Source organism: Lysobacter sp. DMC97, assembly GCF_056313745.1.
Genome location: NZ_JBQUZR010000003.1, coordinates 335,465 through 358,343, shown reverse-complemented (window position 1 = coordinate 358,343; position 22,879 = coordinate 335,465). Strand labels below are relative to the sequence as shown.

Genomic DNA, 22,879 nt, shown 5'->3' with positions numbered 1-22,879 from the left:
ACGCCTTGTTTCAGCGCTTCGGCGCGAACGCCGATTCCAGCGCCAGCCCGCGGAACGCCGGCGGCGTCTCGCGCGAGACGGCGTAGCGGTACAGCGCCGCGGAATAGATGCCGCCCAGCGCCGACTGGATCGTGGCCAGCACCAGCAGCGCGACGACCGCCACGATCGCGATCGTGATCCCCGCCGCCGGCGCCGCCTGCCAGGCGAGGAACGTCGCCGCGATGCCGACCAGCACCATGAACGTCGCGATCAGGCCGAACGCTGCGCCGATGCCGACGTGGCCGATGGCGTTCTCGCCCCAGGTCTTCTTCAGCAGCGCCACGCTTTCCTTCAGCGCCTCGACCGGCCCGATGTCGCGGTTCACCAGCACCGGCACCACCAGGAACGTCGCCAGCGTCCACGCCACGCCCAGGCCGCTGCCGATCATGCGCACGATGATGTTGTTGTCGCGGTCCTTCAGCGACTTCAGCACGACGCCGACGGTGGCCGCGATCGCGGCGTAGCCGATGATCGCCGGCAGCTTGCCGCGCGCGATGCGGATGCCGTCGGAGAAGGTCGGATCACCGCCTTCCAGCCGGATCGACGCCGCGCCCACCAGCGCGCTGTTGAAGAACACGATCACCGCGTACTGGCAGAAATAGAACGCGAAGCCGACGAGCGCACCGACGACGTTGAAGCCGTGGTCGAACAGCTTGAACGCGAACACCGGCAGCGCGAACGTCGCCAGCACCAGCAACGTCGCCAGCGACGAGAGCACCGGGAACAGCATCAGCTCCTTGTCGGCGCGCAGCACCGACGCGCTGGCCTTCACCAGGTCCCAACTGCGCGAGAACTTCTCGAACATCGCCTGCGTCCTCCCCGGACACGGTGTGTGGAGGCGGCATCGTCCGCGATGCGCTGCCCCCCCCGCAAGCGCAGGAAGTCACCGGTGATGCAATAACGTTGCGTTCGCCGAACCGCTCAATCGCCTGCGCCATCGAACACCGGCGTGCACGCCACGTCGCGCTCCGGCGACGCGGCCCACAGCGCAGCGAGCGTGCGTCCGCTGCGCGGATCAACGAAGCCCGGCGCGATCTCCGCCAGCGGCCGCAGCACGAACGCATGGCGCAGTTCGTCGCGCGGTAGTTGCAGGTGCCCGGGCCCCGACAGCACCAGGTCGTCGTAGAACACGATGTCGATGTCGAGCGGGCGATCGCCGAAACGCGGCCCGCTGCGATCGCGCCCGTGCGCATCCTCCAGCGCATGCAGCCACGCATTGAGCGCCTGCGGATCGAGATCGCTGTCGATCACCGCCGCGGCGTTGAGGAAATCGGGACCGTCGAAACCAACCGCGGGAAAGCGGTAGACCGTCGACGCGACGACGTCGCCGAAGCGCGCACGCAGCGCCGCGAACGCCGAACGCAGGTTGCGCTCGGCCTCGACGTTGCTGCCGAGGCTCAGGTAGGCCTTGCCCATCGCGACGTCCTCAGGACCGGCTGCGTTCGATGATCACGCCCACCGCGCGCGCGCCGCGCACCGCGCCGGGCTTGCTCAGCTTCAGGCGCACGTGGGACACCGCGAATTCAGCCAGCACGATCTCCGCGCAGCGCTCGGCCAGCGTTTCCACCAACCCGAACGACGACGCCGAGACGTACTCGATCAGGCGCTTGCTCACCGCCTTGTAGTCCAGCGTGTCGACGATGTCGTCGGTCGACGCGGGTTTGCGGTTGTCGAAGCTCATCTCGAGATCGAACAGCAGCGGCTGGCGGATGCGTCGCTCCCAGTCGTAGATGCCGATCAGCGCCTCGATCTCGAGGGCTTCGATGAAAACCTTGTCCGTCATGTCGTGTCCCCGGGATGATCGTCGCTTTTGCGGATCAGGATGATATCCGGCCACGACGGCCGCCACGCTGCACTCTTGTCCTGGAAATGCACGTGGTCGTATCGCGTGCCGAGACGACGCATGTCATCCAGCGCGTATTGCACGAAATCCCGGAGTGCAACGAGGAACGGCTCGTCGACCTCGATCACGACATCGTCGAGTTCGACGGTCGATTCGACCGCCTGCACCTCGCCCTTGCGATGACCGTACGCCCTCATGCGGCGTCTCCTCGCTCGACCGCCGGCAACGTCGCCATGTCCCAGCGCGGCACGACGTGCACGGCGGCGTCGCTGCGCTGGCCGGCTTCGAGCCGCAGCGCGCCGGCGAAGGCGATCATCGCGCCGTTGTCGGTGCACAGCTCGGGCCGCGGGAAGCAGACCCGGCCACCGCGCTTCGCGGCCATCGCCTGCAGCTTCGCCCGCAGGCGCTTGTTCGCCCCGACGCCGCCGGCCACCACCAAAGTCTTCGCACCGGTGGCGTCGAGCGCGCGCTGGCACTTGATCGCGAGCGTGTCGACCACCGCGTCCTCGAACCCGCGGGCGATGTCGGCACGGGCGGTGTCGCTCTGGTCGGAATCGCGCCAGGCCAGCAGCACCTGCGTCTTCAGGCCGCTGAAGCTGAAATCGAGGCCGGGGCGGTCGGTCATCGGCCGCGGGAACCGGTAGCGGCCGGGATCGCCGGTCTCGGCCAGCGCCGCGAGCTGCGGGCCGCCCGGATACGGCAGGCCCATGAGCTTGGCCGACTTGTCGAAAGCCTCGCCGGCGGCGTCGTCCAGCGTGTCGCCGAGCAGCCGGTAGGTGCCGATGGCGTCGACCGCGACCAGTTGGCTGTGGCCGCCGGAGACCAGCAGGGCGACGAACGGCGGCTCGGGACGGCCGTGGACGGGGTCCTCGTCCTCCATCAGCGGCGCCAGCAGGTGGCCCTCCATGTGGTGGACGCCGATCGCCGGCAGGTCCAGCGCCCAGGCCAGCGCCCGCGCCACGCCGGCGCCGACCAGCAGCGCCCCGACCAGCCCCGGGCCGGCCGTGTAGGCCACGCCGTCGAGGTCGCGGACCGACAGCCCGGCCTCGGCGAGGGTCTGGCGGATCAGCGGCAGCAGCTTGCGCACGTGGTCGCGGCTGGCCAGTTCGGGCACCACCCCGCCGTACTCGGCGTGCAGCGCGATCTGGCTGTAGACCGCATGCGCCCGCAGCCCGGCCGCGCCGGGCCGGGCCGTGTCGTACACGGCCACGCCGGTCTCGTCGCAGCTGGATTCGATGCCGAGGACCTTCATGCTTCTTGATCGCCTTTCGGCAGCTTCTTCGTGATTCTGATCTCATCCACCACTTTGTCGAAGTCCGAACGATAGTTACGGTCTTGGACAATGCGGAACTTTTCGTATTCCTGTACCGCGTGCCGCTCGGCAGCCTCCCGTCTTACCTTGCCGTAGTCCGCAAGCACATCGTATTCATTGAAGCGTAGGAAATCGTCGAGCCGTCTTGCCCACTCTTCCATCGTGAGGACACGCTGTCGCCTTGCCAGATTCTCGGCTGTATCGAGGTACATGCTGACAAGCCGGTTCAGATGCTCAATTTCTTCCTGATGGAGATAATTCTTGCCAACGAGGACATCCGTTTTCGTGATCTTCCCGCCGGAACCTTCGTTCTTCCAATGCGTCAGCCCCATGTTCGGCTTGTTCGCATCGACACGCAGGTCAATCAATTCAGCCGATGTATGCCCATGGATGGCGTAATGCAGCTTGTCCTGGACATGCGCGTAAAACCGCTGGGTGATTGGTGAGTTCGGATCGTAGTCGACACTGCACTGCGCGTAGAGATCGGTGATCTTTTGATAGAACCGTCGCTCAGATGCGCGGATTTCGCGGATCCGATCCAGCAGTTCATCGAAGTAGTCCTTACCGAACAAGGCCTTGCCTTGTTTCAAACGATCGTCATCAAGAGCAAATCCCTTGGTGAGGTATTCCTTCAAGACGGTCGTCGCCCAGACCCGGAACCGGGTCGCCTTGTGGGAGTTCACGCGATAGCCGACCGAGATGATGGCGTCGAGGCTGTAGAACTTGGTGCCGTAGGTCTTACCATCAACAGCAGGTATTCGAAATTCTCTAACAACTGCCTCTTCCGAAAGCTCTTTTGAATCAAAGATTTGCGAAAGATGGTAGTTGATAGTGCTGATCTCGACATCAAAAATCTCCGCCATTCCCCGCTGCGACGCCCACAACGTTTCATCCTGAACGAGCAGCTGAATCTTCACGGTGCCTTCTGCAGAGGCATAAAACATGAACGGGGCCAGTTGCCCGCCATCAAATTCGCCACCCGCGCCATGACGTTCATCACTGGGGCTTAGCTGCAAAGTTGCGGAAGGCCTAGGGATCAGATCGGAAGCTTCCAGCCGCACCCCCTTGTCGATGGCAAGCTCCAGAATCCTGCCGTGCCATTTGCTTGGGATCGCGCCCTTTTTCACCCAGTAGGCAACAGCGCTCTGATTGATTCCCACCAATCCTGCAAGCGCAGTTTGACCACCGAACAATTCGACAAGTTTGCGAACATCCATTGGCAGCGGCCTCAGAACCAGATGGAACTTATTTATCAAATTTTTTGATTTATGGCAACATCATGGCAAGCACCAGGGTGCGGTTCTTGGGAGGGAGACCTTGCCCGCAAAAGCCGAGCCCTTTATCATGCGCGGCTCGCCCGGAAGGACCGGGCCAGGCTTCCTTAACGAGATTCCTATGCCCAGCGTCAAAGTCCGCGAAAACGAGCCGTTCGAGTTTGCCCTGCGCCGCTTCAAGCGCACCTGCGAGAAGGCCGGGGTCCTGGCCGAAGTCCGCAAGCGCGAGTTCTACGAAAAGCCGACTCAGGAACGCAAGCGCAAGGCGGCCGCCGCGGTGAAGCGCCAAGCCCGCCGCACCTCGCGCGACGCCACCAAGCGTCAGCGTCTGTACTGATTCCCGGCGCGACCCCCGCGGTCGCGTTCCGCTGCGAATCCCGAAGCCGGCCGCGCCCAGCGCAGCCGGCTTTTTGCGTTTCCCGATCGCCGGCCTCCGGCGACCGATTCCCGATCCATTTCCACCTTGTTCCCCTGTTTTCCTCGCGTCCGCCCCGCGGACCGCGATTCCACGGAGCCCCACCATGAGCCTCAAGCAACGCCTCACCGACGACATGAAGACCGCGATGAAGGCCGGCGAAAAGGAGCGCCTGGCCACCATCCGCCTGATCAACGCCGCCATCAAGCAGAAGGAAGTCGACGAGCGCGTCGAGATGGACGACGCCCGCGTGCTGGCCGTGCTCGACAAGATGGTCAAGCAGCGCAAGGACTCGATCGAGCAGTACGACAAGGCCGGTCGCGACGACCTGGCCGCGGTCGAGCGCGCCGAGATGGCGATCATCGAGCAGTACCTCCCCGCCAAGCTGGGCGAGGCCGAGATCAAGGCCGCGATCGAGGCTGCCGTCGCCGAGACCGGCGCCGCCGGCCCGGCCGACATGGGCAAGGTCATGGGCGTGCTGAAGCCGCGCCTGGCCGGCCAGGCCGACATGGGCGAGGTCTCGAAGCTGATCAAGCAGCGCCTCGCCGGCTGAGCCCCGCCGCGATGACCGCGCCTTCGCCCGCCATCGCCATCCGCCCGGCCGTCCGCGAGGACACCGGACGGATCCTCGCCTTCATCCGCGAGCTGGCCGAGTACGAGCAGCTCGCGCACGAGGCCGTCGCCGACGAGGCCGGCCTCGCCCGCCAGTTGTTCGGCGACACCCCGCGCGCCGAGGTGCTGATCGCCGAGGTCGACGGCGAGGCCGCCGGGTTCGCGCTGTTCTTCCACAACTTCTCGACCTTCGTCGGCAAGCCCGGGCTGTACCTCGAAGACCTGTTCGTGCGCCCGCAGTACCGCGGGCTGGGTCTCGGCAAGCGGCTGATGGTGCGGCTGGCGAAGCTCGCGCTGGACCGCGACTGCGGCCGCTTCGAGTGGTCGGTGCTGGACTGGAACACGCCCGCCATCGACTTCTACCGCAGCCTCGGCGCGGTCGGGATGGACGCGTGGACCGTGCAGCGGGTGACGGGCGACGCGCTCGCGGCGCTGGCGGCGCAGGATCGCGAGACCTGATCGTTTCACGCGACCGATCCCCGGTCGCTTTCGCAGGAGGTGCACCATGAACCGCAAGCAGAACCGCCGCACGCCGTGCTTTCGAGGCCGCGCCGGGCGTTGAGGTCACCCGCAAGCGCCGCAAGGGCTATCCGTCCGAGGCCCGCGTGAAGCGCGGCCGCCGCTTCGTCCACGGCGACAAGGAACTGGTCGAGAAGCTGGGCCGCCACGATCCCTGTCCGTGCGGCTCGACCCGGAGGTTCAAAACAGTGCTGCCTCCGCACCGGTCGCCATGACGGCGCCGAACGGCACCACTTCTTTCAGGGAATGAGTTCTTTCGGGGACTGAGCCCTGCGACGCCCCGGTCCGCCGGGGCGTCGTCTTTCCCGGCACCCGCAACCCTGAGCTATACTCGGACCGAATTCGGTCTGGCAGGACATGTCCCATGAGCGACCCGATCATCAGCCTCAGCGACTTCAAGGCCGACGCCAGCCAATGGCTGAAACGGCTTCAGGACGCCTCGGAAACGGTCGTGCTGACTCAGAACGGGCGCGCCAGCGCCGTCGTCCAGAGTTTCGAGAGCTACCAGCGGCAGCAGCAGGCGCTGCTCATGCTGAAGCTGGTGGCGCAGGGCGAAGCCGACGTGCGCGCCGGCCGCCTGACGGCGCAGGACGACGCCTTCGCGCGCCTGCGCGAGCGCGTCGCGACCCGGGAATGAACGCAGGCGCCGTGCTCTGGACCGACACCGCGATCGAGGACCTCGGCGCGATCGTCGACCACATCGCCGCGGACGACGTCGCCGCAGCGCTGGCCGTGCTGGACCGGCTGCAGGCGCGTGCCACGACCCTCGCGACGCTGGCTGCACGCGGACGCATCGTCCCCGAACTGCGGGAGATCGGAATCACCCACTATCGCGAACTGATCGAACGCCCCTGGCGCCTGCTGTACCGCATGGACGCCGCATCGGTCTTCGTGGTGGCCGTGCTGGACAGCCGGCGCGAACTCGATACCGTGCTGCTCGAACGACTGACCCGCTGCTGACATGGCCCGCATCCCCGACGCCTTCATCGACGATCTGCTGGCGCGCACGGACATCGTCGAGCTGATCGGGTCGCGCGTGCCGCTCAAGCGGCAGGGGCGCGAGTATTCGGCGCGCTGTCCGTTCCACGACGAGCGCTCGCCGTCGTTCACGGTGTCGCCGACCAAGCAGTTCTACCACTGCTTCGGCTGCGGCGCGCACGGCACCGCGATCAGCTTCCTGATGAACTACGACCGCCTCGAATTCCTCGACGCGGTGGACGAACTGGCCAAGCGCGTCGGCATGGAAGTGCCGCGCGACACGCAGCAGCGCAACGTCAATCCCGACAGCATCGACCAGTACGCGGCGCTGGAAGCGGCGAACAAGTTCTTCCAGAAGCAGCTCGCCGCCTCGCCGAAGGCGCTGGCGTATTTCGAGCGTCGCGGCGTGAGCGCGGAGATCCGCGCGCAGTTCGGCCTCGGTTACGCGCCGGACGGCTATTCGGCGCTGAAGGACGCGCTCGGCACCGACGAGCGCCGGATGAAGCTGCTGGAGCGCGTCGGCCTGTTCTCGAAGAACGACAAGGGCCACGTCTACGACAAGTTCCGCGACCGGGTGATGTTCCCGATCCACGATCGCCGCGGGCGCACGATCGCGTTCGGCGGCCGCGTGCTGGAGAAGGACGACGGCCCGAAATACCTCAACTCGCCCGAGACCGCGCTGTTCCACAAGGGCCGCGAACTCTACGGCCTGTGGCAGGTGCGACAGGCGAACACCAAGATCGAACGGCTGATCGTCGTCGAAGGCTACATGGACGTGATCGCGCTGTTCCAGCACGGTGTCGCGCAGGCGGTGGCGACGCTGGGCACCGCGACTACGCCCGACCACGCCGAGCTGCTGTTCCGCAACGCGCCCGATGTGTACTTCTGTTTCGACGGCGACGCCGCCGGCCGCCGCGCCGCAGGCAAGGCGATGGAATCGGTACTACCGCGCATGAAGGACGGCCGCCAGGCGTTCTTCCTGTTCCTGCCCGATGGCGAGGATCCCGACACGCTGGTGCGCAGCGAAGGCCGCGAAGGCTTCGACGCGCGGCTGGCGCAGGCGGTGCCGCTGTCGCAGTTCTTCTACGACGACCTCGCGAAGGACGTGAACCTCGGCACGCTCGACGGCAAGGCGCGCATGGCCGAACGCGCGAAGCCGCTGCTCGCGCAGATTCCCGACGGCGCGTTCGGCGACCTCATGCGCCAGCGACTGACCGAACTCACCGGCGTCGGCGCCGCGCGCACCGGCGCACCCGCGCCGCCGCCCGCGCGCCCGCGCCTGCCGCCCGCGCAGACGCAGAAGCGCAGCCTCGTGCGCAGCGCGATCGCGCTGCTGCTGCAGCAACCGGCGCTCGCGCTCGAGCTGCAGCCGCCGTACACCTTCAGCGCCCTGCGCCAACCGGGCGTCGCCCTGCTGTCGGAGCTGGTGACGCTGGTGCGCGAACGGCCCGAGATCACCACCGGCGCGCTGCTGGAGCATTTCACTGAACGCGAGGAAGGCGCCGCGCTGCAGAAACTCGCGATGCAGGCGATGCCCGGCGAGGAAGCCAAGTGGCGCGACGAATTCCTCGACGCGATGGCGCAGCTGGAACGGCAGACCCTGCAGCAGCGGATCGACGAGCTGCAGGCGAAGCACGGCGAGGTCGGCCTCGACGACGGCGACAAGGCGGAATTGCGCGCGCTGCTGCAGACGAAACTGCAACCCGCGCGCTGAGCCGTCACTCGCGGCCACGTCCGCGAGGTCGCAGTCCATGAGATGGCCCGATGCGATCTTGTCTCCACGGCGGGCGCGGCAGCGCCCGGGCGGCCTCGGCAGGATGCCGATCGCCGCGGACGATGGACCCGCACCCCCAAGGCGCCCGCTGCCCCTTCCCCAGCTGCGCAACGCCGACGGATGCACCTGTCCGGCTGCGGGGTCCGACGTCCAGACGCGAACGGCCGCCCCGCGCGCCGCGCCCGCCGACCATTTCGTTTCAGCGATCGCGTGTCACCGCCGCGCCGTCAGCCCCACACCTCGCGCATCACCCGCGCGAAGTTCGCGCCGAGGACTTTCTCGATGCGCGCGTCGGAGTGACCGCGTTTCGACAGCAGGAACGCAAGCCTGTCGAAACGATCGGCCTGGTTGAGATCGGGAATGAAGGTGTAGAGATCCGGCGGGCGGCCGGGCCCGAAGATGCCGTCGGCGACCGAGGCCGCGACCCACTCGCGATTGTCCTTCTCGAATTCCGGCGTGCGCGCGATCGGCGCGACCCCGCTGTCGGTGCCGAGGCCGACGTGGTCCTCGCCGGCGACGTCGATCGCGTGCTCGATGTGGCGGATCACGTCCTCCGCCATCGGCTGCGTGTCGGTGCGCAGGTAGGGCCAGAAGATCATGCCGGCGACGCCGCCCTTGTCGGCCAGCGCGCGCAGCGTGGCGTCGTCGGTGTTGCGCGGCAGGTCGGCCAGCGCGCGGCAGCCGGTGTGGCTGATCAGCATCGGTCGCCGTGCGGTCGCGATGCCTTCGGCCATCGTGCGCGGCGCGCCGTGGGCGAGATCGAGCACGATCTTCTCCGCCTCGATGCGCGCAATGACTTCATGGCCGAAATTGCTGAGGCCGGCGTTGCCCGGCTCCATGCAGCCGTCACCGACCAGATTGCGGCGGTTGTGGGTGAGCTGCAGCACGCGCAGGCCGCGTTCGCGGAACATCGTCAGGCGATCGAGGTCCTCGCCCAGCGACTCCGTGCCCTGGAACGTGCAGATCAGGCCGAGGCGCTGTTCGCGGCGCGCGCGGTCGAGATCGTCCGCGGTGCGGATCATGGTCAGGTGGTCCGGATACCGCGCGACGATCCCCTGCCAGGCGTCGAAGTTCGCCTTCGTCTTCCCGAACGCCGCGTCGTCGAGCCAGAAGCGCCCCGACGGCGCCAGCGTCAGCACGACGGCGGTGAGGCCGGAGGCGCGGATCGCCGCGAGCTCGCCCGGCACCGCCGGATCGTCGGGCCCGTACCAGAGCAGGTTCACGCCGCCGGCACCGTCGATCACCGGCGCGTTGCCGTAGCGTGGCCACGCGCGCCGCGTCGCGCCGGCGGTGCCCGGGGCACGTGCGGCGACAGCGGATCCCGCAAAGGCGACGGCGACCGCGGCGCCTCCCAATCCCTTCAACAGCTCGCGTCGCGTGGCCATGCGCGTCTCCGGCGGGGCGCGAGGCGCCCGGTCACGCGAGTCTAGCGCCGGCGCCGACCGCCGGGCGCGTCCGGCCACAGGCCGCGGATCGCGGCGATACCCTGCGCGCCGTGCGTGCGCGCGAGGTCGAGATCGCCGCGGCCCAGGCCGCCGATGGCGTAGATCGGCAGGGCGACGTCTTCGCGGAAGGTCGCGAACGCCTCCCAGCCGATGCCCGGCGCCCCGGGATGAGACGCCGTCGGCAGCACCGGCCCCAGCACCGCGGCGTCGCAGCCCAGCGCCTGCGCATGGCGCAGTTCGTCGAGGTCGTGGCAGGAGGCGATCACCGGGCGATCCGGCGGCAGCGGTCGTGCGGCCAGCGTCCGCAGGCGCCGCGCCGGGAGATGCACGCCGATGCCGAGCACGTCGGCGAGCGCGAGGTCGTCGTTCACCAGCGCCTCGCCGTCGACGGCGCGGATGTCGGCGACCGCGGCTTCGACCAATGCGCGCCAGCGCGCGGGCACGGCCGCCGCCAGTGCGGGCGCGCGCAACTGCACGCGACGCACGCCGGCATCGAGCGCGGCGCGTAGGCGATCGCGCCAGGCGCCGTCGTCGTCGCCCGGTTCGGGCGTGATCAGGTAATGCGCCGGCTGACGCAGTGCGGCGACCACCGGGCGATCGGCGTCGGGCATCGCGTAGCTGGCGAGCTTGTGCGGCGGCGCCCACACCAGCGCCTGGCCATCGAGCCCCTTCACCGTGCCGGTCCACGACGCGATGCGGCGCACGTCCAGGCACAGCCGCTTGTGCGGGTAGCGCTGCGGCACCGCGATCACCGGCGCGCCGACGCGCGCTTCGATGCCGAGTTCCTCGCGCAGCTCGCGCACCAGCGCCTGCTCCGGCGTCTCGTCCGGATCGACCTTGCCGCCGGGGAATTCCCACAGGCCGGCGAGATCGCGGCCTTCGGTGCGGCGCGCCAGCAGGATGCGGCCGCGCGCGTCGGTGATCACGCCGGCGACGACGTGGATGCGTTTCTCGGGTCGACTTCGATCGGGGTCGCTCATGCGGAATGTGGATGGCGCAGGATCCGTGCGCGCTCCGTTTTACCGGCCCGGCATGTCCGCGGCAAGACCATCGCGGACCGGAACGGAAAACGCCCGCTTGCGCGGGCGTTTCCGGGTGTCGGCATCGCGACGGTCAGGCCAGCTGGCCGTGGCAGTGCTTGTACTTCTTGCCCGAACCGCAGGGGCACGGGTCGTTGCGGCCGACCTTCGGCAGGCTGTCGTCGGCGAGCTGGTAATCGGGCGAGCCCGCTTCCTCGTCGCTGCCGTAGCCGCCGGTGTCGGCATGCTGGAACTGCATCTGCCGCGCCAGCGCCTCGGCGCGGGCACGCTCGGCGGCTTCGGCCTGCGCGATCTCGTCTTCGGTGCGGATGCGCACGCGGGCCAGCAGCGACACGACCTCGCGCTTGACCTTCTCCAGCATCTCGCTGAACAGCTCGAACGCTTCCTTCTTGTACTCCTGCTTCGGCTGCTTCTGCGCGTAGCCGCGCAGGTGGATGCCCTGACGCAGGTAGTCCATGCGGCCGAGGTGCTCCTTCCAGCTCTGGTCGAGCACGGTCAGCATGATGTGCTTCTCGAGCATGCGCATCGTCTCTTCGCCGACCGCCGCTTCCTTGTCCTCGAACACCTTCGCCACCGCGTCCTGCACGTAGCGCGCGATGCCGGTGGCGTCGATTTCCTTCTGCGCGAGGACGTGTTCGGCGACCGGCAGCTGCAGGCCGAATTCGGCCGCGAGCTCGGATTCCAGGCCCTTGAGGTCCCACTGCTCGTCGATCGAATCCGGCGGCACGAAGCGGTCGACCAGGTCGGCCACCACGTCGCCGCGGATACCGTCGATGTTCGCCTTCACGCTGTCGGCTTCGAGCAGGTCGTCGCGCTGGCGATAGATCACCTTGCGCTGGTCGTTGTTGACGTCGTCGAAGTCGAGCAGGTTCTTGCGGATGTCGAAGTTGTGGGCCTCGACCTTGCGCTGCGCGCCGGCGATCTGCTTCGTCACCAGCGGGCTTTCGATGATGTCGTCTTCCTTCAGGCCCATGCGCGCCATCATCCGCTGCACCCAGTCGGCGGCGAAGATGCGCATCAGCGTGTCTTCCAGCGACAGGTAGAAGCGCGACGAGCCCGGGTCGCCCTGGCGGCCGGAACGACCGCGCAGCTGGTTGTCGATGCGGCGCGATTCGTGGCGTTCGGTGCCGACGATGTGCAGGCCGCCCGAGGCCTTCACGGCGTCGTGGCGCTGCTGCCACTCGGCCTTGATGCGCTGGCGGGTGGCCTCGTCGAGTTCGCCGCCCTGCTCGGCCTCCAGCGCCTGGAGTTCGGCTTCCAGCGAACCGCCCAGCACGATGTCGGTGCCGCGGCCGGCCATGTTGGTGGCGATGGTCACCGCGCCCGGGCGACCGGCCTGCGCGACGATGTGCGCCTCGCGTTCGTGCTGCTTGGCGTTGAGGACTTCATGCGGGATGCCAGCGGCGTTCAGCTGCTCGGACAGCATCTCGGAGACTTCGATCGACGTGGTGCCGACCAGCACCGGCTGGCCCTTGGCGTTCGCATCCTTGATCTCGCCGATGACCGCGCGGAACTTGCCGGCGCGGTTGAGGAACACGGCGTCGGGATGGTCCTTGCGTACCATCGGGCGATGGGTCGGGATCACCACCACTTCCAGGCCGTAGATGCTCTGGAATTCGTAGGCTTCGGTGTCCGCGGTGCCGGTCATGCCCGAGAGCTTGCCGTACATGCGGAACAGGTTCTGGAAGGTGATGCTGGCGAGCGTCTGGTTCTCGCGCTGCACCGGCACGCCTTCCTTCGCCTCGACCGCCTGGTGCAGGCCGTCGGACCAGCGGCGGCCCGCCAGCGTGCGGCCGGTGAATTCGTCGACGATCACCACTTCGCCGTCGCGCACGATGTAGTCGACGTCGCGCTGGAACAGCGCATGCGCGCGCATCGCGGCGTTGAGGTGGTGCACGACGTGGATGTTGTGCGCGGCGTAGAGGCTGTCCTCGCCTTCGAGGATGCCGGCGCGGCGCAGCAGGTCCTCGGCGTGCTCCTGGCCCGCTTCGGACAGGTGCACCTGCTTGCCCTTCTCGTCGACCCAGTAGTCGCCGACGCCGTCTTCCACGTCCTGCCGCTTGAGCTGCGGCACGATGCGGTTGACCTTGACGTAGAGCTCCGGCGATTCGTCGGCCGGACCGGAGATGATCAGCGGCGTGCGGGCCTCGTCGATCAGGATCGAGTCGACCTCGTCGACGATCGCGTAGTGCAGGCCGCGCTGGTAGCGGTCTTCCTTCGACAGCGCCATGTTGTCGCGCAGGTAGTCGAAGCCGAATTCGTTGTTGGTGCCGTAGGTGATGTCCGCGGCGTAGGCGGCGTGCTTGTCCGAATGCGGCATGCCCGGGAAGACCACGCCGACCGAAAGCCCCAGCCAGTTGTACAGGCGACCCATCCACGCCGAGTCGCGGCGGGCGAGGTAGTCGTTCACCGTCACCACGTGCACGCCCTTGCCCTGCAGCGCGTTGAGGTAGACCGGCAGGGTCGCGACGAGGGTCTTGCCTTCGCCGGTGCGCATCTCGGCGATCTTGCCCAGGTGCAGCACCATGCCGCCGATCATCTGCACGTCGTAGTGGCGCATGCCCAGCACGCGCTTCGACGCCTCGCGGCAGACCGCGAAGGCCTCCGGCAGCAGCTTGTCGAGCGCCTCGCCGTTCTCGACCCGCTGCCGGAATTCCGGCGTCTTCGCCTGGAGTTCGGCGTCGGACAGCGCCTGCATCTGCGGCTCGAGGGCGTTGATCTTCTTGACGATGCCGCCGAGCTGCTTGACCAGACGGTCGTTGCGGCTGCCGAAGATGCTGGTCAACAGGCGATTGAACATGGGTCGGGAAATGATCGAAGGAGGAATCGGGCCGCATCCGCCGTCCGGGCGGTCGTCGGCAACAAAAAGGGGCGCAGCGCGCCCCTCCGCAACAGCCGATTGTACTTGGTGCCGGAGCCCGGGGGTATCAACCCCCGGCGGTCAGCCTTTCGCGGCCGGGCGCGCGGCGGTGGCGCCGGCATCGCCCAGGAACTGGTTCGGGTTGACGACGGCCCCGTTTTCCCAGACCTCGAAGTGCACGTGGGCACCGGTGGAACGACCGGTCGAGCCGGCCTTGGCGATCTCCTGCCCGCGGCGGACGAGGTCGCCGACCTGGCCGATCAGCCGGGAGTTGTGCGCGTAGCGGGTGACGTAGCCGTTGCCGTGGTCGACCTCGATCACGTTGCCGTAGCCGTTGCGGACGCCGGCGAAGGTGACCACGCCGTCGGCCACGGCCAGCACCGGATCGCCGGTGTTGGCGTCGAAATCGATGCCCTTGTGGAACTGGCCGCCGCCGCCGAACGGGTCGGCGCGGCCGCCGAAACCGGAGGTGATGTAGCTGTGCGCGACCGGCGCCCGCGACGGGGTCGCGTTGCGGTCGAGTTCGCGGTTGAACAGCAGCGCCTCGAGGACCGAGAGCTGGCCGCCGGCGCGATGCAGCTGGGTGCCGAGGCTGTCGAGCCCGCTGCGCAGGTCGGTGGCCGGCAGGTCGTGCACCGGGCCGGCGCCGCCGACGCCGACCGGCTTGTCGAAGTCGAACTCGCCGTCGCCGAGCTGGGCGACGCGGGTCAGGCGCTCGCCGAGCGCGTTCAGGCGGTTGGCCTCGGCCTGCAGTTCGCCGAGCCGGGCCGCGAGCGCGTTCACTTCGCGCTGGGCTTCGAGCCGGGTGTTGCGCAGGCCGTCGCGCTGGGCCACGACGTCGGCCTTCAGCCTGTCGAACTGGGCGTCGCGCAGCCAGCTCTGGGCGAAGGTGCCCATCACCGCGCCAAGGGTGAGCAGCGCGACGGCGGCGTAGGCCGGCTGTTCGCGCATCGCGCGGCGGCCCGCGGCCAGTGCGCGCAGCGACAGCGGACGCAGCCGCGCCCATGTGTGCGTCGCGGTGGCCTGAACGGCGTGCGCGGCGGTCATCGCATGGCGCTGCGCAAGCTGGAGGAAGCTGTGTACAGTCATCGGTCTCATGTCTCGTTCACGATCCCCGTCGCCTCCGGCCTCGCGCCCCGCGCAACCGCGGGATGCGTTCGACGCCCTGCTGGGCACCGACGCCAGCGACCCGGGCACGCATTCGCTGCGGCGGGCGCTGTGGCTGGACGCGCTGGATCAGCAACTCCGTCCCCACCTTCCGCCGCAACTCGCCGCGCATGCGCGCCTGGCGAACATCGACCGCGGAAGGCTCGTGTACCTCGTGGATGCACCGGTGTGGCACGCGCGGATGCGCCTGACCGCCACCGTCCTGCTCGAAGCAGCCCGCTCCCTCGGACTGGAAGTACACGACCTGGTGGTGCGCACGGCGTCCGGACCGCAGGCGATGCGGCCGCGAAGCACCGGCACGTCGACCACGACGACCGCACTTCCCCTTTCGGCTGCCGCGCGCGAAGCCTTCGCGGCTGCCCTCGCCGCCCGCGATGAACCTGCGCAGGGGGACCCGCCCTGAGGCGGCTCTGCCCGGGGCCTGCCGCTGTGGGGGGAAGGCCGGCCGATCGGGCACGAGCGGGCATGCTACCGGCCGCATCGGACCCGGGGGTTAAGAAATGCGGGGCTTTTTCGTTAAGTTTTGGTGAAACGCCCGGGTCGGAGTCACGGATCGGGCAATCCCCACGATCCGTTCAGGTTCCCGGGCCACCGCCCGCATGGGCTCAGGCCAGAGCCGGGGCGCCGTAGACGACCGGGACCGGCGCGTCGTCCGGGAAGGTCGCGAACTCCCAGGCCGACTGCTCGGCGAGCAGGGCGCGGACCAGCTTGTTGTTGAGGGCGTGGCCCGACTTGAAGCCCTCGTAGGCGCCGAGGATCGGGTGGCCGGCGAGGTACAGATCGCCGACGGCGTCGAGGATCTTGTGGCGAACGAACTCGTCGGCGTAGCGCAGGCCGTCGTCGTTGAGCACGCGGAACTCGTCCAGCACGATGGCGTTGTCCATCGAACCGCCGAGGCCGAGGTTGCGCTCACGCATGAACTCGAGGTCGCGCATGAACCCGAAGGTGCGGGCGCGGCTGACTTCGCGGATGTAGCGCTCGGTGGAGAACTCGACCACCGCGCGCGACTGCGACGCCGGGATGGCCGGGTGGTTGAATTCGACGGTGAACCCGAGGCGGAAGCCGTCGTAGGGCTCGAACCGGGCGACCTTGTCGCCGTCGCGCACTTCCACGGGTTTCACGATGCGCATGAAGCGCTTGGGCGCGTTCTGCTCGGCGATGCCGGCGGACTGCAGCAGGAACACGAACGGGCCGGAGGAGCCGTCCATGATCGGCACTTCGGGCGCGGACAGATCGATGTAGACGTTGTCGACGCCGAGGCCGGCGAGCGCGGACATCAGGTGCTCGACCGTCATCGCCTTGCCACCATCGCGCGACAGGCCGGTGCAGAGCATGGTCTCGGTGACGAGGTCGGCGCGGGCGGGAATCTCGACGACCGGATCCAGGTCCACGCGGCGGAACACGATGCCGGCATCGACCGGTGCAGGTCTCAGGGTCAGGTACACCTTCTCGCCGCTGTGCAGGCCCACACCGGTGGCGCGGATCGTGTTGCGGAGGGTGCGTTGCCGGGCCATGGGAGTGTCGGGTGCCTGCGCGTCGGGAGAGACGGGAAATGCAGGAATTCGCCTGCGAACGGAGGCCGAGATTAGCACGCAGGAAGCTGAATCTGAACGGAAGCGACGGTCTGTTTCCGCGGTGCAACAACCGTGTGGTATCGCCACCGACGCCGACGGAAAAGTCCGCCGGACCGGAGTCCGGCGGAAAGGGACACGGCAATGTCGCCGACGACCGCTGGCGAACGGTCGCCGGCGCGGATCAATCCGCCTGCCGGCGCAGGAACGCCGGGATGTCCAGGTAGCTGCTGTCGCTGCCGAAATCGGCGGCGGCCGGCGCCTGGCCGGCATCGGCCGGGCCGCGGCCGCGCAGGTGGGCGGCGATGCCCGCACCCGGCGACACCGACGCCATCGGCTCGTCGATCATCATCCCGGTGGTGCCGTCGCGACGGCCCTGGGTGTTGATCAACTGCACCTGCGGACGGCGCGCCTGGGCGTAGCCCTCGTCGCGGTCCTGGGTGCGCACCGACTGGCGCGAGACCGCGCGGTTCAGGCCGGTGGCGACCACCGTGACCTTCACCTCGTCCTGCATCTCCGGGTCGAGCACGGTACCGATGACCACGGTCGCGTCTTCCGAGGCGAAGTTCTCGATGGTGCGGCCGACCTCGTCGAACTCGGCCATCGTGAAGTCCGGGCCGGCGGTGATGTTGACCAGGATGCCGTTGGCGCCGGCCAGGTTGACGTCGTCCAGCAGCGGGTTGTTGATCGCCGATTCGGCGGCGGCCTGCGCGCGGTCGTCGCCGCGGGCGGAACCGGTGCCCATCATCGCCAGGCCCATCTCGGACATGACGGTGCGCACGTCGGCGAAGTCGACGTTGATCAGGCCCGGGCGCACGATCAGGTCGGCGATGCCCTGCACCGCGCCCTGCAGCACGTCGTTGGCGGCGCGGAACGCCTGGATCATGGTCGCGTTGCGGCCGAGGACGGTGATCAGCTTCTCGTTCGGGATCGTGATCAGCGAGTCGCAGTGCTGCGACAGTTCCTCGATGCCCTTCAGCGCCACCTGCATGCGGCGGCGGCCCTCGAACGGGAACGGCTTGGTGACGACGGCGACGGTCAGGATGCCCATCTCCTTCGCCAGCTGGGCCACGACCGGCGCGGCGCCGGTGCCGGTGCCGCCGCCCATGCCCGCGGTGATGAACACCATGTCGGCGCCCTGCAGGGCGTCCATGATGCGTTCGCGGTCTTCCAGCGCAGCCTGGCGGCCGACTTCCGGATTCGCGCCCGCACCCAGGCCCTTGGTGACGTTGCTGCCGAGCTGCAGCTGGAGCTTGGCGCCACAGTTCTTGATCGCCTGCGAATCGGTGTTCGCGGTGATGAACTCCACGCCCTCGATGCAGCCGTTGACCATGTGCGCGACCGCGTTGCCGCCGCCGCCGCCCACGCCCACGACCTTGATGACCGCGTTCGGCGCCATCTTTTCCACCAGTTCGAAAAATGCCATGTCCGTGTCCTCGTCTAGTTATGTATGAAGCTGTTGTCTGGATCGCGTGTTGCCGTGAAACCGTTTGCCGCTCCGCCTTCGTGAACCGTCTTTCCGAATCGTCCTGAAGCCACTTTCAAAACAGTGTTCTTGACCGATTGCCGAAACCGCTTTCCGAAGCCGCGACCGATGCGCCGGGGGACGCGCCGGTCAAAACTCTCCCTTGAACCAGGTCCGCACCTTGTTGAACAGGCCGACCGCACGGCCGGCCGGGATCACCGGGCGGCGCGGATGCTCGATCTGGCTGCCCATCAGCAGCAGGCCGACACCGGTGGCGTGCACCGGGTTGCCCACCACTTCGCCGAGGCCGCTGACGTGCTGCGGGATGCCCACGCGCACCGGCATCTGCAGCATTTCCTCGGCCAGTTCGACCACGCCTTCCATCTTCGCGGCGCCGCCGGTCAGCACCATGCCGGCGCGGACCAGTTCCTCGAAGCCCGAGCGGCGCAGTTCGGCCTGCACCATCTCGAAGATCTCCTCGTAGCGACCCTGCACCGCCTGCGCCAGCGCATGCCGCGGCAGACGGCGCGGCGGGCGATCGCCGACGCTGGGCACCTGGATGCTTTCCTCGGCAGTCGCCAGCTGCGCGAGCGCGCAGGCGTAGCGGACCTTGATCTGCTCGGCCTCGGGCGTGGGCGTGCGCAGCATGTGCGCGATGTCGTTGGTGACGTGGTCGCCGGCGATCGGCAGCGACGCCGTGTGGCAGATCGCGCCGTGCACGAACACCGCAATGTCGGTGGTGCCGGCGCCGATGTCGACCAGCACCACGCCCAGCTCGCGCTCGTCGCTGGTCAGCACCGCGGTACTGGAGGCCAGCGCAGAGAAGATCAAGTCGTCCACCTGCAGGCCGCAGCGCTGCACGCACTTGCTGATGTTGGCCGCCGCCGACTGCGCGCAGACCACGAGGTGCGCATGCACTTCGAGGCGCACGCCGGTCATGCCGACCGGATTGCGGATGCCTTCCTGCGAGTCGTCCAGCACGTAGTCGCGCGGGATCGCGTGCAGGATCTTCTGGTCGGCCGGGATCGCCACGGCCTTCGCCGCTTCCAGAACGCGATCGAGGTCCTGGTAGCTGACCTCGCCATCGCGGATCGGCACGATGCCCGGCGAATTGCGGCACTGCACGTGGTTGCCCGAGATCGACGCATAGACCGAACGGATCTCGCAGCCGGCCATCAGCTCGGCTTCCTCGACCGCACGCTGGATCGACTGCACCGTCGACTCGATGTCCACGACCACGCCGCGCTTGAGCCCGCGCGATTCGTGCGTGCCGATGCCGATGACCTCGACCGGGTTGCCGGGGGCGTACTCGCCCACCAGCGCCACGATCTTCGAGGTGCCGATGTCGAGGCCGACGATCAGCGATTTGTCGCCTTTGCGGTTCATGTCCTGTCCTGCGCCTGCGCTTCGGGGGCCGGCGCGGGAGCCGGTCGCCACGTGAGCGCGAAGCCGTTGGTGTAGCGGAGGTCGGCGCGACCGAGCGTCTCGCCCTGCGGCGCTTCCAGCCGCGGCAGCAGGCGCGCGAAGCGCTGCAGCCGCAGCTTCGCGTCGTCGCGGCCGACCAGCAGTTCGGCGTCGTTGGAGAGCGTCAGCGACCAGCTGCCGCGTTTGTCGAGGCGCAACGTGCGCACGTCCAGCCCGGTCGACGCGAACGCGGCGCGCGATTCGTTGTACAGCCGCACCAGATCCGCGATGCGCGTTTCCGGACCATCGAAACGCGGCAAGCCGTCCGGCACGGACACGCCCTTCGCCGGGAAGATGCGACCGCGCTCGGAGAGCAGGCGATCGGCGCCCCACCACGCGAACGGGCGGTGTTCCTCGATCGTCACCACCAGCTTGTCCGGCCACTGCTTGCGCACCTCGGCGTGCTCGACCCACGGCAGCGCGGCGACCGCGGCGCGCGCGTCTTCCAGGCGCACGGCGAAGAAGCCGCGGCGCGCGTGCGGCAGCACGGCGGCGACGATCTGCGCGTCGGTGACGCGGGTCAGCCGGCCCTCGACCTTCACCGTGCGCAGCGGCCAGCGCTCGGTGCCGGCCCAGCCCTGGATGACGGCCACGATCGGCAGCGCGACGAGCGTCAGCGCCAGCACCCACGCGAGCAGTCGCAGGAACGCCTTCATCGCGCGGCGGCCTCCGGGAGCGTGGTTTCGACGAGCGTGGTTTCAAGAATGCGCCAGCACAGGTCCTCGAAGCCGATGCCGATCTGGCGCGCGGCCTTCGGCACCAGCGAATGGCTGGTCATGCCCGGCGCGGTGTTCACTTCGATCAGCATGAAACCGAGGCGGCGATCGCGCATCACGTCGACGCGGCCCCAGCCGCTGCACGCGGCGGCACGGAACGCGCGCAGCGCGAGGTCGCGGATCGCGGCTTCGTCGTCACCGTCGAGGCCGGGGCACAGGTACTGGGTGTCGTCGGCGATGTACTTGGCGTGGTAGTCGTACCACTCGCCCGCCGGCACGATGCGGATCGACGGCAGCGCGAGGTCGCCGAAGATGCCGACGGTGAATTCCTCGCCCTGCACCATCTGTTCCATCAGCAGCTCGCCGGCATAGGTCGCGGCGAACGCCTCGGCCTGCGCGAGATCGCTTTCGGCGAGGATGCGGAACACGCCCACGCTGGAGCCTTCGCACGCAGGCTTCACGAACACCGGCAGACCGAGCGCACGCGCCGCCGCCGCCATGTCGTCGCCCGCGCGCAGGCGCACGAATTTCGGCGTCGGCAGGCCTTCGCTCATCCACACCTGCTTGGTGCGGATCTTGTCCATCGTCAGCGCGGAGCCGAGCACGCCGGAGCCGGTGTACGGCACGCCCAGCGCCTCCAGCGCGCCCTGCAGCACGCCGTCCTCGCCGCCGCCCTTGTTGCCATGGAGGATGTTGAACACGCGATCGAAGCGCGCCTCGGTCGGCGTCGCCAGCGCCTGGATCAGCGCCGGGATGCCGTCGACGGCGTGCGCATCGACGCCGCGAGCGCGCAGCGCGGCGAGCACGTTGCGGCCGGAGTCCAGCGACACCTCGCGCTCGGCGCTGCTGCCGCCCATGAGCACGGCGACGCGGCCGAACACGGCGGGATCGGTGAAGCGGGCGGCGGGCACGGCGGTCACGGCGTCGTCTCCGCGGCGCGTTCGGAAGGGAAGCCCTGCGCGGCGAGCTGCTGCGCGGCGGCACCGATGTCGCCGGCGCCCATCATCAGCAGCAGGTCGCCGTCGCGAAGCACGTCGGGCAGCACGGCGGCGAGTTCGGCCGCGCTGCCGACCACGACCGGGTCGATGCGGCCGCGCGCACGGATGCTGCGCGCCAGCGACTTGGCGTCGGCACCGGCGATCGGCGCTTCGCCGGCCGGGTAGATCTCGGTCAGCACCAGCGCGTCGACGTTCGACAGCACCGCGGCGAAATCGTCGAACAGATCGCGCGTGCGGCTGTAGCGATGCGGCTGGAACGCGACCACGAGGCGACGATCCGGCCAGCCGCCGCGCGCGGCCTTGAACACCGCGTCGAGTTCCTTCGGATGGTGGCCGTAGTCGTCGACCAGCTGCACCGCCGCGCCCTGCGCGGTGCGCAGTTCGGCGAGCAGGTTGAAGCGGCGGCCGATGCCGGCGAACTTCTCCAGCGCGCGCGCGATGACCTCCGGCGCGACGCCGAGCTGCCAGCCGATCGTCGCCGCGGCCAGCGCGTTCTGCACGTTGTGGCGACCGGGCAGCGCCAGCGTCGTCGGCGTGCGCGAGCCGTCGGGCAGGCACAGCGTGAAGCGCATCGCCGGGCCGGCCTGCTCGACGTCCTCCGCGCGCACATCGGCCTTGGCGTCGAATCCGTAGGTGATGACGTGGCGCGGCATGTCCGCGGCCAGCGCCGCGACCTCGGCGTCATCGATGCACAGCACGGCGAGACCGTAGAACGGCAGCCGATGCAGGAATTCGGAGAACGCGGCCTTCACGCGCGCGAAGTCGCCGCCGTAGTTCTCGAGATGGTCGGCGTCGATGTTGGTGACGACCGCGACCAGCGGATTCAGGCGCAGGAAGCTGCCGTCGCTCTCGTCGGCCTCGGCCACCAGCCAGTCGCCGCTGCCGAGGCGCGCGTTGGCGCCGGCGGCGAGCAGTTGGCCGCCGATGACGAAGGTCGGGTCGAGCCCGGCCTCGCCCAGCACACTCGCGGTAAGCGAGGTCGTGGTGGTCTTGCCGTGGGTGCCGGCGATCGCGATGCCGCGGCGGAAGCGCATCAGTTCCGCGAGCATCTCGGCGCGCGGCACCACCGGGATGCGCTGCGCACGCGCTTCCATCCATTCGGGGTTGTCGCGCTTGATCGCGCTGGACACCACCACGCAGTCCGCGCCGAGCACGTTCGCCGCGGCGTGGCCGCGCGAGACGGTGGCGCCGAGCGCGGCGAGCCGGCGCGTGGTCGCGTTGTCGGCGTTGTCCGAGCCGGAGACCTGGTAGCCCAGCGTGCACAGCACTTCGGCAATGCCGCTCATGCCGGCGCCGCCGATGCCCACGAAATGCACGCGCGGAAAAAGTTTGGCGAAATCCGCCTTGGAAACATCCTTCGCGTCGAGCAGACGACGGATCATGCGCG

The 22,879-nt window shown here is 68.7% G+C and carries 23 protein-coding genes; 7 read left to right on the top strand and 16 right to left on the bottom strand.

What is annotated here, in order from left to right; all coding sequences use genetic code 11:
- Positions 1-10: 10 nt before the first annotated feature.
- The 6 genes from ACT53Q_RS07825 to rhuM form a co-directional block, all read right to left on the bottom strand.
- Positions 11-844, bottom strand: a complete 834-nt coding sequence (locus ACT53Q_RS07825; protein WP_476186099.1) for a DUF6159 family protein — start codon at positions 842-844, stop codon at positions 11-13.
- A 116-nt stretch (positions 845-960) separates the two neighbouring features.
- Positions 961-1,455 carry a 2-amino-4-hydroxy-6-hydroxymethyldihydropteridine diphosphokinase gene (gene folK / locus ACT53Q_RS07820; RefSeq protein WP_476186098.1) on the bottom strand — a complete coding sequence of 165 codons (495 nt, stop codon included), beginning with the start codon at positions 1,453-1,455 and terminating at the stop codon, positions 961-963.
- Between the two features lie 10 nt (positions 1,456-1,465).
- Positions 1,466-1,822, bottom strand: coding sequence for a dihydroneopterin aldolase (gene folB, locus ACT53Q_RS07815; RefSeq protein ID WP_476186097.1), 357 nt, complete (start codon positions 1,820-1,822; stop codon positions 1,466-1,468).
- Positions 1,819-2,079, bottom strand: coding sequence for a hypothetical protein (locus ACT53Q_RS07810; protein WP_476186096.1), 261 nt, complete (start codon positions 2,077-2,079; stop codon positions 1,819-1,821). The genes folB and ACT53Q_RS07810 overlap by 4 nt, the downstream gene beginning before the upstream one ends.
- Positions 2,076-3,134 carry a tRNA (adenosine(37)-N6)-threonylcarbamoyltransferase complex transferase subunit TsaD gene (gene tsaD / locus ACT53Q_RS07805; protein WP_476186095.1) on the bottom strand — a complete coding sequence of 353 codons (1,059 nt, stop codon included), beginning with the start codon at positions 3,132-3,134 and terminating at the stop codon, positions 2,076-2,078. Before tsaD ends, ACT53Q_RS07810 begins: the two co-directional genes overlap by 4 nt.
- A complete protein-coding gene (gene rhuM, locus ACT53Q_RS07800) occupies positions 3,131-4,411 on the bottom strand; it encodes a RhuM family protein (RefSeq protein ID WP_476186094.1) in 1,281 nt (426 codons plus the stop codon). Before rhuM ends, tsaD begins: the two co-directional genes overlap by 4 nt.
- 178 nt (positions 4,412-4,589) lie before the next feature.
- Here rhuM and rpsU point away from each other — a divergent pair, with 178 nt between their 5' ends.
- The 6 genes from rpsU to dnaG all read left to right on the top strand — a co-directional run bounded on the left by rpsU (position 4,590) and on the right by dnaG (position 8,706).
- Complete coding sequence (gene rpsU, locus ACT53Q_RS07795; RefSeq protein ID WP_345304421.1) at positions 4,590-4,805, top strand: 30S ribosomal protein S21; 216 nt, start codon at positions 4,590-4,592, stop codon at positions 4,803-4,805.
- 184 nt (positions 4,806-4,989) lie between these two features.
- Positions 4,990-5,436, top strand: a complete 447-nt coding sequence (locus ACT53Q_RS07790) for a GatB/YqeY domain-containing protein (protein WP_476186093.1) — start codon at positions 4,990-4,992, stop codon at positions 5,434-5,436.
- 11 nt (positions 5,437-5,447) lie between these two features.
- Entirely contained in the window at positions 5,448-5,954 is a 507-nt protein-coding gene (locus ACT53Q_RS07785; protein WP_476186092.1) for an N-acetyltransferase family protein, read from the top strand.
- Between the two features lie 424 nt (positions 5,955-6,378).
- Positions 6,379-6,651 (top strand): type II toxin-antitoxin system Phd/YefM family antitoxin, encoded by a 273-nt coding sequence (locus ACT53Q_RS07780; protein WP_476186091.1) that lies wholly within the window; start codon positions 6,379-6,381, stop codon positions 6,649-6,651.
- Entirely contained in the window at positions 6,648-6,974 is a 327-nt protein-coding gene (locus ACT53Q_RS07775; RefSeq protein ID WP_476186090.1) for a type II toxin-antitoxin system RelE/ParE family toxin, read from the top strand. The genes ACT53Q_RS07780 and ACT53Q_RS07775 overlap by 4 nt, the downstream gene beginning before the upstream one ends.
- 1 nt (position 6,975) lies before the next feature.
- Positions 6,976-8,706 carry a DNA primase gene (dnaG, locus tag ACT53Q_RS07770; RefSeq protein WP_476186089.1) on the top strand — a complete coding sequence of 577 codons (1,731 nt, stop codon included), beginning with the start codon at positions 6,976-6,978 and terminating at the stop codon, positions 8,704-8,706.
- A 287-nt stretch (positions 8,707-8,993) separates the two neighbouring features.
- Here the strand turns inward: dnaG and ACT53Q_RS07765 are convergent, their stop codons facing one another.
- From ACT53Q_RS07765 to ACT53Q_RS07750, 4 genes are all read right to left on the bottom strand, one after another.
- A complete protein-coding gene (locus ACT53Q_RS07765; protein ID WP_476186088.1) occupies positions 8,994-10,151 on the bottom strand; it encodes a dipeptidase in 1,158 nt (385 codons plus the stop codon).
- 41 nt (positions 10,152-10,192) lie between these two features.
- Positions 10,193-11,191, bottom strand: coding sequence for a Nudix family hydrolase (locus tag ACT53Q_RS07760; protein WP_476186087.1), 999 nt, complete (start codon positions 11,189-11,191; stop codon positions 10,193-10,195).
- 133 nt (positions 11,192-11,324) lie between these two features.
- Positions 11,325-14,051, bottom strand: a complete 2,727-nt coding sequence (gene secA / locus ACT53Q_RS07755; RefSeq protein ID WP_476186086.1) for a preprotein translocase subunit SecA — start codon at positions 14,049-14,051, stop codon at positions 11,325-11,327.
- A 141-nt stretch (positions 14,052-14,192) separates the two neighbouring features.
- Complete coding sequence (locus ACT53Q_RS07750; RefSeq protein ID WP_476186343.1) at positions 14,193-15,062, bottom strand: M23 family metallopeptidase; 870 nt, start codon at positions 15,060-15,062, stop codon at positions 14,193-14,195.
- A gap of 145 nt (positions 15,063-15,207) precedes the next feature.
- Between ACT53Q_RS07750 and ACT53Q_RS07745 the strand changes: the two genes are divergently transcribed.
- Positions 15,208-15,681: a DciA family protein gene (locus ACT53Q_RS07745; protein WP_476186085.1), complete on the top strand. Its 474-nt coding sequence runs from the start codon at positions 15,208-15,210 to the stop codon at positions 15,679-15,681.
- Between the two features lie 202 nt (positions 15,682-15,883).
- Here ACT53Q_RS07745 and lpxC read toward each other — a convergent pair whose 3' ends face one another.
- From lpxC to murC, 6 genes are all read right to left on the bottom strand, one after another.
- Entirely contained in the window at positions 15,884-16,792 is a 909-nt protein-coding gene (lpxC, locus tag ACT53Q_RS07740) for a UDP-3-O-acyl-N-acetylglucosamine deacetylase (RefSeq protein WP_476186084.1), read from the bottom strand.
- A 241-nt stretch (positions 16,793-17,033) separates the two neighbouring features.
- On the bottom strand, positions 17,034-18,275 hold the full coding sequence (gene ftsZ, locus ACT53Q_RS07735; protein WP_476186083.1) for a cell division protein FtsZ: 1,242 nt from the start codon (positions 18,273-18,275) through the stop codon (positions 17,034-17,036).
- 189 nt (positions 18,276-18,464) lie between these two features.
- On the bottom strand, positions 18,465-19,700 hold the full coding sequence (gene ftsA, locus ACT53Q_RS07730) for a cell division protein FtsA (protein ID WP_476186082.1): 1,236 nt from the start codon (positions 19,698-19,700) through the stop codon (positions 18,465-18,467).
- Positions 19,697-20,434 (bottom strand): cell division protein FtsQ/DivIB, encoded by a 738-nt coding sequence (locus tag ACT53Q_RS07725; RefSeq protein WP_476186081.1) that lies wholly within the window; start codon positions 20,432-20,434, stop codon positions 19,697-19,699. Before ACT53Q_RS07725 ends, ftsA begins: the two co-directional genes overlap by 4 nt.
- Entirely contained in the window at positions 20,431-21,414 is a 984-nt protein-coding gene (locus ACT53Q_RS07720; protein WP_476186080.1) for a D-alanine--D-alanine ligase, read from the bottom strand. The genes ACT53Q_RS07725 and ACT53Q_RS07720 overlap by 4 nt, the downstream gene beginning before the upstream one ends.
- Positions 21,411-22,874 (bottom strand): UDP-N-acetylmuramate--L-alanine ligase, encoded by a 1,464-nt coding sequence (gene murC, locus ACT53Q_RS07715; protein ID WP_476186079.1) that lies wholly within the window; start codon positions 22,872-22,874, stop codon positions 21,411-21,413. Before murC ends, ACT53Q_RS07720 begins: the two co-directional genes overlap by 4 nt.
- Between the last annotated feature and the right edge of the window lie 5 nt (positions 22,875-22,879).